At 66.0% G+C, this 12,342-nt stretch carries 14 protein-coding genes; 5 read left to right on the top strand and 9 right to left on the bottom strand.

Annotation, left to right across the window (positions count from 1 at the left end; genetic code table 11):
- Positions 1–94: 94 nt before the first annotated feature.
- On the bottom strand, positions 95–400 hold the full coding sequence (locus tag H8S34_RS08370) for a hypothetical protein (RefSeq protein ID WP_101692873.1): 306 nt from the start codon (positions 398–400) through the stop codon (positions 95–97).
- Between the two features lie 173 nt (positions 401–573).
- Here H8S34_RS08370 and H8S34_RS08365 point away from each other — a divergent pair, with 173 nt between their 5' ends.
- The 3 genes from H8S34_RS08365 (at position 574) to rbr (ending at position 2,078) form a co-directional block, all read left to right on the top strand.
- On the top strand, positions 574–957 hold the full coding sequence (locus H8S34_RS08365; protein ID WP_186963705.1) for a Fur family transcriptional regulator: 384 nt from the start codon (positions 574–576) through the stop codon (positions 955–957).
- Positions 958–1,049: 92 nt separating this feature from the next.
- A complete protein-coding gene (locus tag H8S34_RS08360; RefSeq protein ID WP_101692875.1) occupies positions 1,050–1,436 on the top strand; it encodes a desulfoferrodoxin family protein in 387 nt (128 codons plus the stop codon).
- A 108-nt stretch (positions 1,437–1,544) separates the two neighbouring features.
- Positions 1,545–2,078, top strand: a complete 534-nt coding sequence (gene rbr / locus H8S34_RS08355; RefSeq protein WP_101692876.1) for a rubrerythrin — start codon at positions 1,545–1,547, stop codon at positions 2,076–2,078.
- Between the two features lie 48 nt (positions 2,079–2,126).
- Here rbr and H8S34_RS08350 read toward each other — a convergent pair whose 3' ends face one another.
- The 8 genes from H8S34_RS08350 to larE form a co-directional block, all read right to left on the bottom strand.
- On the bottom strand, positions 2,127–2,732 hold the full coding sequence (locus tag H8S34_RS08350; RefSeq protein WP_186963704.1) for an ABC transporter ATP-binding protein: 606 nt from the start codon (positions 2,730–2,732) through the stop codon (positions 2,127–2,129).
- Positions 2,729–3,664 carry an ABC transporter ATP-binding protein gene (locus H8S34_RS08345; protein WP_186963703.1) on the bottom strand — a complete coding sequence of 312 codons (936 nt, stop codon included), beginning with the start codon at positions 3,662–3,664 and terminating at the stop codon, positions 2,729–2,731. Before H8S34_RS08345 ends, H8S34_RS08350 begins: the two co-directional genes overlap by 4 nt.
- A gap of 17 nt (positions 3,665–3,681) precedes the next feature.
- A complete protein-coding gene (locus tag H8S34_RS08340; RefSeq protein ID WP_186963702.1) occupies positions 3,682–4,503 on the bottom strand; it encodes an ABC transporter permease in 822 nt (273 codons plus the stop codon).
- Positions 4,500–5,453, bottom strand: coding sequence for an ABC transporter permease (locus H8S34_RS08335; RefSeq protein ID WP_186963764.1), 954 nt, complete (start codon positions 5,451–5,453; stop codon positions 4,500–4,502). The genes H8S34_RS08340 and H8S34_RS08335 overlap by 4 nt, the downstream gene beginning before the upstream one ends.
- A gap of 79 nt (positions 5,454–5,532) precedes the next feature.
- On the bottom strand, positions 5,533–7,146 hold the full coding sequence (locus tag H8S34_RS08330) for an ABC transporter substrate-binding protein (protein ID WP_186963701.1): 1,614 nt from the start codon (positions 7,144–7,146) through the stop codon (positions 5,533–5,535).
- A 14-nt stretch (positions 7,147–7,160) separates the two neighbouring features.
- The gene (larC, locus tag H8S34_RS08325) at positions 7,161–8,507 is read right to left on the bottom strand and encodes a nickel pincer cofactor biosynthesis protein LarC (RefSeq protein WP_186963700.1); all 1,347 of its coding nucleotides are present in this window, start codon (positions 8,505–8,507) and stop codon (positions 7,161–7,163) included.
- 1 nt (position 8,508) lies between these two features.
- A complete protein-coding gene (gene larB / locus H8S34_RS08320) occupies positions 8,509–9,273 on the bottom strand; it encodes a nickel pincer cofactor biosynthesis protein LarB (protein ID WP_101692881.1) in 765 nt (254 codons plus the stop codon).
- 13 nt (positions 9,274–9,286) lie between these two features.
- A complete protein-coding gene (gene larE, locus H8S34_RS08315; RefSeq protein WP_186963699.1) occupies positions 9,287–10,042 on the bottom strand; it encodes an ATP-dependent sacrificial sulfur transferase LarE in 756 nt (251 codons plus the stop codon).
- A 326-nt stretch (positions 10,043–10,368) separates the two neighbouring features.
- Here larE and H8S34_RS08310 point away from each other — a divergent pair, with 326 nt between their 5' ends.
- Together H8S34_RS08310 and H8S34_RS08305 are read left to right on the top strand one after the other, a co-directional pair.
- Complete coding sequence (locus H8S34_RS08310) at positions 10,369–11,610, top strand: cation:proton antiporter (RefSeq protein WP_186963698.1); 1,242 nt, start codon at positions 10,369–10,371, stop codon at positions 11,608–11,610.
- A complete protein-coding gene (locus H8S34_RS08305; RefSeq protein ID WP_186963697.1) occupies positions 11,607–12,239 on the top strand; it encodes a TetR/AcrR family transcriptional regulator in 633 nt (210 codons plus the stop codon). Before H8S34_RS08310 ends, H8S34_RS08305 begins: the two co-directional genes overlap by 4 nt.
- Positions 12,240–12,342 lie beyond the last annotated feature (103 nt).

Below are 12,342 nucleotides of genomic sequence, written 5' to 3'. Positions count from 1 at the left end.
GCGAGTGCGCGCAGCGGACTGCATCCCTCTCGAAAAAATGCTTGCATTTTTGAGAAGCGTGTCGAATTTTTTCGACACGCTGAAAGGGGCGGGGTCATTGGACGGCATTTTTGATGCCGTCGCCCACATCCCGGGCGGCGTTGCTCACTCCGTTGCCCACGTCCCGGGCCGCGTCGCCCACGCCGTCGGCCGCGCCCCGGACCACATCGCCCGCGCCGTCCAGCACACCCTTGGCCGCGTCCCCGGCGCCGTCGATGGCGTCCTGGACCGGGTGGTCGGAGTTGGTGGGCGCCATGGTGGGCGTAGGCGTGGGGGAGGACATGGGCTCCGTGCCGGAACAGCCCGCCAGCCCCATACCGATCACAAGGGTAAGCGCAAGGATACAGAAAATCCGTTTCATGGGATAGCCTCCTCAATGGTTTCAAATACTTGAGATGTGCATCTGACGCTAGTCTGCGCAAAACCGGGGACATTCATACCGGAAGTTTTTCAAAATTAGGGCTTGCCAAACGGCGCAACATCTGCTATATTAATAACAGTAATAATTACTGATTTAAAGAAAGGAGACGGTCGATGAAAGGAAAACGCTATTCCAGACAGCGTGAACTGATCTATGAGGCCCTGATGGGGAGCACCGAGCATCCCACCGCCGAGATGATCTATCAGTGGCTGAAACCGGAAAATCCAAACCTGAGCCTGGGGACCGTCTACCGGAATCTGAATCTGATGGCAGATGAGGGAAGGATCACCCGCATGGCCTTCCCCGTGGAGCGATATGACGCAAATACCAAGTCCCATCCCCATTTTCAGTGCGACCGGTGCGGAGGGGTCTATGACATGGACCTGCCCTACCGGGCGGATCTGGACGAGGAGGCCCTGGCCCACAGTGAGCACCAGGTCACAAGACATGATCTGCTCTTCCACGGGATCTGCGCCCAGTGCAAGACCCTCCACTGAGTCCCCGTATCCCTTGCATTTTGCCCGTTAAAATGTTACAATTGGAGAAGCTGAGAGAAAACATTTGACTATTTTATAAGGAGGATTTTATCATGGAAATGAAGCTGTACCGCTGCGCCCACTGCGGCAACATCGTGTTCAAGGTCGTCGACAAGGGCGTGCCCGTGGTCTGCTGCGGCGAGCCCATGCAGGAGCTGGTCCCCAACACCACCGACGGCGCTCTGGAGAAGCACGTCCCCGTGGTGGAGAAAACCGCCCACGGCAGCGGCTATTCCGTCACCGTGAAGGTGGGCTCCGTGACCCATCCCATGCTGCCGGAGCACTATATCAATCTGATCGCGGCCGTGTCCGGCGACACCGTGACCTTCCGCTTCCCCCAGCCCGGGGACGAGCCCGAGCTCAAGACCTTCACCCGGAACGAGAAGGTGGAGGCCTATGAGTACTGCAACCTGCACGGCTTCTGGAAGGGCGAAGGCTAACGCCCAGCGGGCCGAACCCGTTCGGCCCGCTTCTCAAAAATGCAGGCTTTGACCGCCTGTGATTGGATCTAAATTTTGAATCAAAGAATAGAAAGGAAGGACAGAACGATGGAACTGAAGGGCAGCAAGACAGAGGCCAATCTGTGGAAGGCGTTTGCCGGAGAGAGCATGGCCCGCAACAAGTATACCTACTTTGCCAGCAAGGCCAAGAAAGAGGGCTTTGAGCAGATCGCAGCCATCTTTGAAGAGACCGCCGGCAATGAGAAGGAGCATGCCAAGCTCTGGTTCAAGGAGCTGGGCGAGCTGGGCGATACGGCCGCCAACCTGAAGTCCGCCGCCGCCGGCGAGAACGAGGAATGGACCCAGATGTACCGTGAGATGGCCGAGACCGCCAAGGAAGAGGGTTTCGAGCGCCTGGCCTTCCTGTTCGAGGGCGTGGGCAAGATCGAGAAGGAGCACGAGGAGCGCTACCTGGCTCTCCTGAAGAACCTGGAAGAGGGCGCCGTGTTCCAGAAGGGCGACGTCTACGTCTGGAAGTGCCGCAACTGCGGCCACCTGCACGTGAGCAAGGAGGCCCCCGAGGTCTGCCCCGTGTGCGCCCATCCCCGCGCCTATTTCGAGCTCCAGTGCAAGAATTACTAATCGCTTGAATCAGCAAAAAGCCTCCCGAACCATGTTCGGGAGGCTTTTTTATGTCAGTGGGTGGATGCGGGTGCAAAGCCGCTCCAGCAGGAGGGTGTTGTGGCTGACGATGACCAGCCCCAGCTCTCTCTGCCGGGCCTCTTCCAGGAGGAAATCCCAGATCTGGGCCTGGGTGATGAGATCCAGCATGGCGGTGATCTCGTCGCACAGGAGGTAGCGCACCCCTTCCCGCAGGGCCCGGGCGATGCAGAAGCGCTGAAGCTCCCCGCCGGAGAGCTCCAGGGGATAGCGCTCCAGCCAGGCGGGCTGGATGTGCAGGGCATCCAGCAGGCGGTCCTCCACCGGACCCGCCTCATAGAGGGTCTCGCCCAGGCGGAGGAGGGGGTCCACCGCCGTCTCCGGGTGCTGCCAGATCATCTGCACCGGGCAGAAGCCCTTGTAGGAGGAGAGGGGGCGGCCGTCCAGCAGGACCTCCCCCCGGTCGGGCCGCTCATAGCCGGAGAGGAGCTTGCACAGGGTGGTCTTGCCCCGGCCGCTGGGGGCGGAGAGCCCTACACGCTCGCCGGGCTCCACCGCGAGGGAGACCCCCTCCAGCACGCTCCCCCGGCTCCGGCGGGGATAGCGGAAGGTGAGATCTTTGGCCTCCAGACTCATTCCATCACCTCCCCGGGGAACGTACAGCGGACCATGCCGCCCCGGAAGGAGCGGTAGGCCGGATGGGTCTCCTGACAGTCCTCCCGGCAGCGGGGACAGCGGGGGGCGAAGCGGCACCCGGTTGGTATCTCGCCGGGGGCGGGCTGGCTGCCCGGGATGGGCCGGAAGCCGTTCTGGGGGAGGGCCGCCCAGAGCGAGCGGGTATAGGGGTGGCGCAGGCCCCCCGGCGTGGTGAAGTCTGCGGCGGCGGCCTCCTCCACCGTCTCGCCGGCGTAGAGGACGGCCACCCGGTCGGCGATGGTGAGGGCCAGCTCCAGATCGTGGGTGATGAGGAGGACCCCGGCCCCGCCGTCGGCCAGCTCCCGGAAGTGGCCCAGGATGCGCCCGGCGGCCCGGGCGTCCAGGCCGGGGGTGGGCTCGTCGGCGATGACCAGGCGGGGGGACTCCATCACGGCGGTGGAGATGAGCACCCGCCGGGCCATGCCGCCCGAGAGCTCAAAGGGATAGCGCTCCTCCGTGTCGGGGGGGAGGCCGTAGCGGGCGAGGACGGCCCGGCAGGCTTCCCGGACGCGCCCCTCCCGCCGCCCCTTGCAGATCTGGGGCCCCACCTTCATCAGGGGGTCCAGATAGGTCACGCCCTGGGGGACCAGCACGATCTCCGTCCCTCGCAGGGCGGCGGTCCGGGCGGGGGTGAGGGGCTCCCCCCGGTAGCGGATGACCCCCTCCCGGGCGCTGTTGGCGGGGAGGATGTCCAGAAGGGCGTGGGCCAGCAGGCTCTTGCCCGAGCCGCTGGAGCCCACCACGGCCACCACCTGCCCCGGCGCGATGGACAGGGACAGGTCGTGGATCACCGGGAGGGTGCGCTGGTGGGCGCCCCGGTCGTATTGCCGGAAGGAGATGGAGAGTCCTTCCACGTCCAGAATTGGTTCCATGGCGGAACCTCCTTTCCTCATTGATGGGCGCTGGCGGGGTGGAGCAGGCGGCGCACACCCTCCCCCAGCGCGGCGAAGAGCAGCACCACCAGCACCAGGGACAGCCCCGGGAAGAGGGCCAGCCACCATTTCCCGGTGGTGAGGTAGCGCATGCTCTCGGACAGGATCACCCCGATGGCGGGCTGCTCCGGCGAGAGGCCGAACCCCAGGAAGGTCACGCTGGCCTCGTGGAGGATGGCGTGGGGGAACTGGAGGATGAGCCCGGTGAGGAACTGGGGCAGCAGGTGGGGGAGCATGTGCCGCCGGATGATCCGGCCCCGGGGCACGCCCAGGCGCTCGGCGGCGCGGACATAGGTGGTCTGGCGCAGCTGGAGGACCTCCCCCCGGATGACCCGGGCCAGGGAGGGCCAGTGGCTCAGGGAGACACCGGCCACCACCCCCACAAAGCCCCGGCCGAAGGCCAGGGAGATGAGCATGACCAGCAGGATATGGGGGATGCCCAGAAAGAGGTCGATGCACCAGGAGATCACGGCGTCGGCCCGGCGGCCCAGGGCGGCGGTCACCCCCAGCAGGACCGAGAGGAGGGCGCTCACCACTGCGGTGAGAAGGCCGATGCGGATGCTCAGGGAGAGGCCGGTGAGGGTGCGGGCCAGCATGTCCCGGCCCATCCAGTCGGTGCCGAACCAGTGGCCGGGAGCGGGGGCGAGCTGTTTGTTTGCAAAGTCGGTCTCCATGGCCAGGGGCTGGAACAGGAGCCCGGCCACGGTGACGGCGCACAGGAGAAGGGCGGCGCAGCCCAGCAGGGCCAGGGTGCGCTTGCGCTGATTCCAACGGCTCATGAGTGACGGGCCACCCCCCTTCGGATGCGGGGGTCCACCGCGCCGTAGAGGAGGTCTGCGCTCAGACTCCCCAGAAAGACGATGGCGGCGGTGACCACGGTGATGCCCAGCAGGAGGGGCAGATCGCTCCCCAGGCCCGCCGTGACGGCGGCCTGCCCCAGACCGGGGTAGGAGAAGACCTGCTCCACCAGCACCGAGCCCCCGATGATCTCACTGATGGAGGTGAACTGGAGGGTGATGGCGGGCAGCAGGATGTTGCGCAGGCCGTGGCGCAGCAGGATGGCCCGTCCCGACTCCCCCCGGGCCCGGGCGAAGAGGACATAGTCGGACTCCAGCACGTCCACCACCTTCTCCCGGGTGTGCAGGGCGATGTTGGCCACCCCCGTGATGCTCAGGGTCACGGCGGGGAGGATGGCGTGGGAGAGCAGGTCCTGCCAGGTGACCTGGGAGGCCTCCATCCCGATGGGAACGGCCAGCCCGATGGGGAGCCAGCCCAGCCACACCGAAAAGATCATCAGCAGCAGCAGGGCCAGCCAGAAGGCGGGGGTGCTGGAGATGATGAGGCAGTACCCCCGGATGAGCCGGTCGGGGAGCCTTCCCCGGGTGGCCCCGGCCAGCAGGCCCAGGGTTACCCCCAGGACGCCGGACAGGACCCAGGCCGTGACCATCAGGCCCAGGGAGCTCACAAGGCGCTGTCCGATGACCTCCATGACGGGCTGGCGGTAGAGCAGGGAGGTGCCGAAGTCCAGCCGGAGGGCGTCGGACAGCCAGCCCAGATAGCGCTGGGGGAGGGGCTCGTTGACCCCCCAGTACTCCTCGAGGCGCTGGATCTGCTCCTCACTCATGGAGCCCAGGGCGGCCTGGCCCACGTTGGTCTGGAGGGGGTCCAGGGGGGAGAGGGACATGAGCAGAAAGGCCACCAGGCTCACGCCCAGCAGGAGCAGCGCCATGCGCAGGAGTTTTTTGCCCGCAAATTGCAGACGGTGTTTCACAGAAAGGCCTCCTCTTGCAGCGGCAGAACGCCGGGGATCAGGACCAGCTCCACTGGTCCACGTTGTTCACGATGGACCAGCCGTGGCCGTGGGGGTGGATCTTCTGCTCGGCCACCTGGAGCCCCTCCCGAACCCAGTAGAGGTGATCCACGTTGACCAGCCACACCCAGGGGGTGTCGCCCTCCTGGGTGACGCCGGTGGAGCCGTCCCACTGGGCCTTCTGCCAGAGCTCGTAGGAGGTCTCCAGGTCGGTGCACTGGAGGGCCTGGTCCATGTAGGAGTCCACGGCGGCGTTGGCGTAGGGGGAGTACCCGGCAAGGCCGGTGTCCGCCGACGTGTGGTAGATGTTGTAGAGCTCCATGGGGGTGTGGGCGCCCCAGCCCCAGATGAGGGGCTCGGACTGGGCCCGGTCATAGGCGGTGTCCCAGCCCACCCCCTCGATGGAGGTGGAGATGCCCAGCTCCTGGAGCTGCTGGGCGAAGTCGGCGCACAGGGCCTGGCGGACCGAGTCGCTGCTGGGATAGAGCAGATGGAGCTCGGCCTTCACGCCGCTCCGTTCCCGGATGCCGTCGCTGCCCAGGGTCCAGCCGGCCTCGTCCAGCAGGGCGGCGGCCGCCTCGGGGTCGTACTCCACCTGGGAGGCGGGGTTGTACCAGGGGAGCTGGTCACACACGCTGTACGCCGGGGTGCCGTAGCCGTTGAGGACGTTCTCGATCATCTCCTCCCGGTCGATGCCGATGTTGATGGCCCGCCGGACGAGGACGTCAGAGGTGAAGTCGTTGCCGATGGCCTGGCCCTGGGCGTTGGTCCCGGCGGGGACGGCGGGGAGGTTGAAGCCCCGGTTGTCCACGGTGCGGTAGGCCGTGAGGGAATACCCCGCCACACTCTGGTCGGAGTAGGTGGCCGAGGTGTAGGCCAGGTCCACCTGTCCGGCCTGGACGGCCAGGAAGGCGGCGTCCTCCTCCAGGAAGAGGATGGTGAAGCGGCGGATGGCGGGGGCCTCGCCGTAGTAGTCGGGGTTGGCCTCCAGGATGATCTGCTGGCCCTTGTCCCACTGCTTGAGGACGTAGCGGCCCGAGCCGATGGGATTCTGGCCGTAGGTGGCGCTGTCATAGGCGTGCTCCGGCACGATGCCCACCACCGCCATGGTGTAGGGCCAGATGGAGAAGGGGGTGTTCATGTGGAAGGCCACGGTGGTCTCGTCCACCGCCTCGGCCCGGTCCAGCATGGTGAAGTCGTTGACCGAGCTGGACTCCTTCACGGTGTTGTAGGTGAAGGCCACGTCCTCGGCGGTGAGGGCCTCCCCGTCGGTGAAGCGGGCGTCGTCCCGGATGGTGACCGTCCAGGTGAGGCCGTCATCGCTGACCGAGTAGCCGGTGGCCAGGTCGTAGCCGATGGTGAGGTCGGGCTTGGTGACGGTGAGGGTGCTCTGGATGAGGGGTTCATGGACGTGCTCCCCGGCGCCCCAGCCGAAGGCGGGGTCGAAGCCGGCGGCCGGCTCGGAGTTGGTGTCCATGGCGATGACCACCGAGTCCTTCCCGGCGGACGAGGCGGGCGTGGGGGAGGGGGAAGCCGTCCCCTGGCAGCCCGTGAGGATGCCCGCCCCCAGGGCGGCGGTGAGGAGCAGGGAGAGAAGGGATTTCTTGGACATAAGGACCTCCTGGATCAGACGTGGCGGAGGATGTCCCGGGCCATCTCCTCCAGGGAGACGCCGCGGCTGCGGGCCAGGGCGGCCACATCCTCATATTCGGGCTTCACGTGGGTCACGCCATATCCCTGGGCGGTCTTGACCCGGACCGCGCCCCAGGGGGTCTCCGCCTCCCGGACCGAGGGGGTGAGGAAGTACTTCCCGCACCGGCGGGCGCGCAGGCCGTTGGTGGTGGTGAGGGAGAGGATGTGCCGGGCCAGGTCGCCCTCCTGCTCGGGGGCGCACAGGACGGTGAGCACCTGGCCGCTGCGGCCCTTCTTCATGGTCCCGGGCAGGGTGTACACGTCCAGGGCGCCCAGCTCCAGCAGGCGGGCGCAGGCGAAGGAGAGGGACTCGGCGGTCATGTCGTCGATGTTGCACACCAGCTCCACGATCTCGCCGTTGGCCTCCTCGGCGCTCTCGCCCCAGAAGGCCCGGACGCAGTTGGCCTGCTCAAAGACCTTGGTGCCGATGCCGTAGCCCACCTTCTGGGTGCACATCACGGGCATGGGGCCGAAGGAGTCGGCAAAATGGGCCAGAAGGGCGGCCCCGGTGGGGGTGCACAGCTCGCCCTGGACCGCCCCGCCGTAGGTGGGGACCCCGGCAAGAAGGGCGGCGGTGGCGGGCGCGGGGACGGGCATGATGCCGTGGGCGCAGCGGACGGTACCGCTGCCCACGTGGATGGGGGAGACCACAATGCGCTCGGGCCGGAGCAGGTGGAGGGCGTAGCACACGCCTGTCACATCGGCCACGGCGTCCAGCGCGCCCACCTCGTGGTAGTGGACGTCGCCCACCGGGCAGCCGTGGGCCTGGGCCTCGGCCCGGGCGATGGCGTCATAGACCCCGCGGGCGTGGTCCTTCACCTCCTGGGGGAGGGGCAGATGGTCGATGAGATGGGCAATGGCGCCGGGGGTGGCGTGGTGGTGATCGTGGCCGTGGTCATGGTCATGGTGATGGCCGTGCTCGTGGTCGTGGTCATGATGATGCTCATGACCGTGCTCGTGCTCATGGTCGTGGTGATGGTCATGCTCATGGTCATGCTCATGGTCATGGTCATGCTCATGGTCGTGGTGGTGGTCATGCTCATGATCATGGTGATGATCGTGACCATCGGTCCCCTCCTCGACGCCGTGGACGGTCACATGCATGTGGGTGCCCGCGATGCCCGAGGTGACGCCCCGCTCGGCCTCCAGGTGCACGCCGGGGAGGGGCAGGTGGTTCATGGTGTCCAGGAAGGCCTCTTTGTCCTCCAGGAGCTCATAGAGGGCGGAGAGCAGCATATCGCCGGCCGCGCCCATATTGCATTCCAGATACAGTGTTTTCATCTCAGGATTCCTCCAAACCTTCCATTTGATTGATCATACTGGCCAGATACCCGGCCCCGAAGCCGTTGTCGATGTTGACCACGCTGGTGCCCGACGCGCAGGAGTTGAGCATGGAGAGCAGGGCGGAGAGTCCCCCGAAGCTGGCCCCATACCCCACGCTGGTGGGGACGGCGATGACGGGGCAGTCCACCAGACCGCCCACCACGGAGGCGAGGGCCCCCTCCATCCCGGCCACGGCCACCACGCAGCGGGCGCTCATGAGCACGTCCAGGCGGGAGAGCAGGCGGTGGAGCCCCGCCACCCCCACGTCGTAGAGCCGGGTGACCTGGTTGCCCATGGCCTCGGCGGTGAGGGCGGCCTCCTCAGCTACCGGCATGTCGCTGGTGCCGCCGGTGGCCACCACGATGTTGCCCAGAGAGGTCCGGGGACCGGGGAAGGCGATGCCCAGCCGGGGAGAGGGGTGGTACTCCAGGGGGAGGGCGTCGGCCACCTGCCGGGCGGCGTCGGCCTCCATGCGGGTGATGAGGATGTTGCGGCAGCCCCGCTCTCCCATGGCGGAGGCGATGCCGATGATCTGCTCCGGCGTCTTGCCGGCGCCGTAGAGGACCTCAGCCGCCCCCTGGCGGATATTGCGGTGGAAGTCCACCTTGGCATACCCCAGGTCCTCAAAGGGGGACTGCTTGAATTCCAGCAGGGCCTGCTCCGGGGAGGTGTCCCCGGAGGCTACCGAGCGCAGGAGCTGTAAGATCTCATGCTTGTTGTCCATAAAAACTCCTTTCTCAGCGGGAGGGGGTGCGTGCGTCCAGATCCAGCAGCACCGCGGAGAAGTGGGGGGCGAGCTGCTTCAAAATCTCCTCCCGGCGCTTGAGGAGGCCATCCATCTGCCCGGCCGGGATCTGAATACGGGCGGCATCCCCCGCCAGACGTACCCGGAAGTCGGAGAAGCCCAGGGCGAAGAGGGCGTCCTCTGCACGCTCCACCCGCTCCAGATCGGCGGCGGTGATGGGGGTGCCGGTGGGAATGCGGGTGGCCAGACAGGCATAGGCGGGCTTGTCCCAGGTGAAGAGCCCGGCCTCCCGGGAGCGGGCGCGGACCTCTTCCTTGGTCAGGCCGCACTCCCGCAGGGGGGAGCGGACCTCCAGCTCCCGCAGGGCCCGCATGCCGGGCCGGTCCCCGGCGTCGTCCGAGGCGTTGGTGCCGTCCAGGAGCAGGGTGTGGCCGTCGGCGCGGGCTCGCTGCCAGAGCAGGGAGAAGAGGGCCCGCTTGCAGTGGTAGCAGCGGTCGGGGCCGTTGGCCGCGGCCTCGGGGACGGCGAGGACGTCGGTCTCGATGACCGTCATGGGCACGCCCAGCTCCTGGGCCAGCCGGCGGGCGTCCTCCCGCTCAAAGGCGGGCTGGAAGGCGGTGCTCACATAGTAGGCGTGCACGTCGCAGCCGTAGGCCCGGGCGGCCCAGAGCAGAAAGGCGGAGTCCACGCCGCCCGAGAAGGCGATGGCGGCTCTGGGGTGGTCGTGGAAGAATTGTTCCAGTGTCATAGAGTCTCCTTTCATAGAAAAAGAAGGTATCTGTCCTCCTGCCGGGGGACAGATACCTTCCTGGTATCGACAATCGTAGAATACGCGGGGACGGAGGTCCGGGAGGGCTGCGGCGGCTTCTGCCGATCTGCCCGGCTTCCTGCCGGGGCGCGCAGCTTCGTTCTGCGGACTTCTATTTAGTATACCGAAAAAATTGCGCTTTGGCAAGAGCCATCGTGGGACGGCGGGGGAAATTCTTAACAATTCATTTACAGACGGAACCGTCTATTTATGCTATACTGAAAAACAGACGAACTCGTCTATAATTGAAAAAGGAGAAGACTGCTATGGACCTCTTGTTTTCTGTGCTGCGGCTGCTGGTCTCCATCTTCCTGGCGTTTGCTGCGGGCAAGCTGATCTCGAAACTGAAATTGCCGGCCATTCTGGGCTGGCTGATCGCCGGCATGGTGATCGGGCCCCACGGGCTGGACCTGCTGAACGAGGCCGTCCTGGAGTCCGGGTGGTTCGATGTGACCGAGCGCATACTGGAGAGCGTGTTCGGCCTGATGATCGGCACCGAGCTGATCTGGAGGCAGATGAAAAAGGCCGGGCCCAGGATCCTGGTCACCACCATCACCGAGTCCCTGGGGACCTTTGTGGTGGTGAGTCTGGTCTTTGGCGTGCTCTTTGCCTGCACGGGGGTGCCGGTCTATCTGGCCTTTGTCTTCGGGGGGATCGCGCTGGCCACCGCGCCGGCCCCCTCGCTGTCGGTGGTGCGGGACCTGAAGACCGACGGCCCGGTGACCAAGACACTGATTCCCATGGCCGCCCTGGACGATCTGGTGGGGGCGCTGGTGTTCTTTGTGGTCATGGGCCTGGTCTCGGCCCAGGTGTCCGCCGTGGGCATCCCTCTGCCGGCGGTGATGCTGCTGGTCTTCCTGCCGGTGGTGCTGGGGGGCGTGACCGGTGCGGCGGCCGGGCTTCTGATGCGCCGCGTCCGCAGCCGGGCGGGCGTGCTGGCGGTGATGGGGTCCATGCTGCTCCTCACGGCGGGGCTGGGCTTTTTCATCAACAGCCTGCTGCCCGTTCCGGTGCTGAACTTCATGCTCATCGGCATGGCCTACTCCACCGCCTTCTCCAATCTCATTGACACGGAGAAGCTATATGGTATGATGGAGGTAGTGAACCCGGCCATCGGCTTTGCCATGATCGTGGTCATTCTGAACCTGGGCGCGCCGCTGGACTACCACCTTATTTTTGGCGCGGGGATCTATACGGCGGTCTACATCCTGGCGCGGGCGGTGGGGAAGTACAGCGGCGCCTATCTGGGCGCGGCGGTCACCCATGCGCCGGCGACGGTGCGGCGCTATCTGGGCTTGACGCTGCTGCCCCACTCGGGCGTGTCGCTGGTGTTCACCGGCATCGCCGTGTCGGTGCTGCAGAACGCGGCGCCCGAGTCTGCGTCCATGCTCCAGGGGACCATCGCGGCCGCGGCGGTGATCAACGAGGTGATCGCCGTATTTGCGGCCAAGAAGGGCTTTGAATGGGCCGGGGAGCTGCACAAGGCAGAAGGAGGTCTGACCGCATGACACAAAAGGAGCGGCAGGAACACAGCAGACAGGGGATCTTGCGGGCGGCCCTGGAGGAGTTCGGGCGCCGGGACTATGATGCCGTCAATATGGAGCAGATCTGCAAAAACCACGGCATTTCCAAGGGCATGATGTACCACTACTACTCCGGCAAGGACGAGCTGTTCCTGCTGTGCGTCCGGGACACCTTTGAGCGGCTGACCGCCCATGTGGAGGCGGGGATGGCCCAGCTGGGAGAGGGGGACGCCCTGGGGAGTATCCAGCGCTTTTTCCTGCTGCGGGAGTCCTATTTCCAGGACCACCCGGAGCGCAAGCGGATCTTTGAAAACGCCATGCTCCGCCCCCCGGAGCACCTGCGGGAGGAGATCTGGAGGCTGTGGGAGCCCCTGCGCCGGATGAACCGGGCCTTTCTGGAGCGGATGGTGCGCACTATGCCTCTCCGCCCGGGGCTGGAGCCCGAGCGTGTGATCCGGTATCTGGAGAGCACGGAGGCCTCCTTCCGCAGCCTGCTGCTCCACGATCAGGAGGAGAGCGAGGGCAAAGACCTCCACACTGTGCTGGGCGTGGGGGCGGAGATGCTGGACCTGATCCTCTTCGGCGTCCTGCGGCAGTCTGCCGATCAAGTATAGTTTTGTGACTTAGGGAAAAGAGCCTCTTTGAGACACATGTCGAACGTGCTCCTCATGCGAAACGCCCCCGGAAGCCATGGCTTCCGGGGGCGTGTGTTCTGTT

The organism is Pseudoflavonifractor hominis (assembly GCF_014288125.1).
In the GTDB taxonomy this organism is placed as follows: Bacteria; Bacillota; Clostridia; order Oscillospirales; family Oscillospiraceae; genus Pseudoflavonifractor_A; species Pseudoflavonifractor_A gallinarum.
This window is presented reverse-complemented; position numbering and strand designations above follow the sequence as displayed.